Genomic DNA, 455 nt, shown 5'->3' with positions numbered 1-455 from the left:
GAGCCGATCGAGTTTTGAGACAACGAGGATATCGCCATTGCGCACAGCCGCAAGGGCCTGATCAAGGCCAGGGCGCGCTCTGTTCGTCCCGGTAAAACCAGGATCAGTGTAAATACGATCTGGTGCCACACCGAGTTTCAGCAGGGCATCATGCTGTGCAGTAAGGTCCTGTTTGTCGGTCGAACAACGAGCATAGCCAATCAGAGTCTGAGTCATGCCCAAAAATGTAACGTAAAGCCCCCCTTCAACGCAATAAATTTNCAATAAATTTAGTACCAGCTAAATGAGACGCCTAGTGTGGCGTATTTACGGGTCTTGAAGGATCGATTGCTTAGCGTCCGTTGAGCGGACCTCTTTCGGACAGGCAATAAAGGTGCAAATTCTGAGAAAAACGGATCGCCACCACCTTAAGTCGGTTGGCTGTTCCATTGCTCCCCGGACCCCGATAAGGGGGG

Annotated in this window: 1 protein-coding gene; it reads right to left on the bottom strand. The window is 51.3% G+C overall.

Annotation, left to right across the window (positions count from 1 at the left end; all coding sequences use genetic code 11):
* Positions 1–216: recombinase family protein (locus AO277_RS15145; protein WP_143492784.1), on the bottom strand; the 216-nt coding region annotated here is incomplete at its 3' end.
* Positions 217–455 lie beyond the last annotated feature (239 nt).

The sequence above is a fragment of the Pseudomonas amygdali genome (assembly GCF_002699855.1).
In the GTDB taxonomy this organism is placed as follows: Bacteria; Pseudomonadota; Gammaproteobacteria; order Pseudomonadales; family Pseudomonadaceae; genus Aquipseudomonas; species Aquipseudomonas amygdali.
Note: the sequence above shows the minus strand (reverse complement) of the source record. Positions and strands in the feature narration are given on the sequence as shown.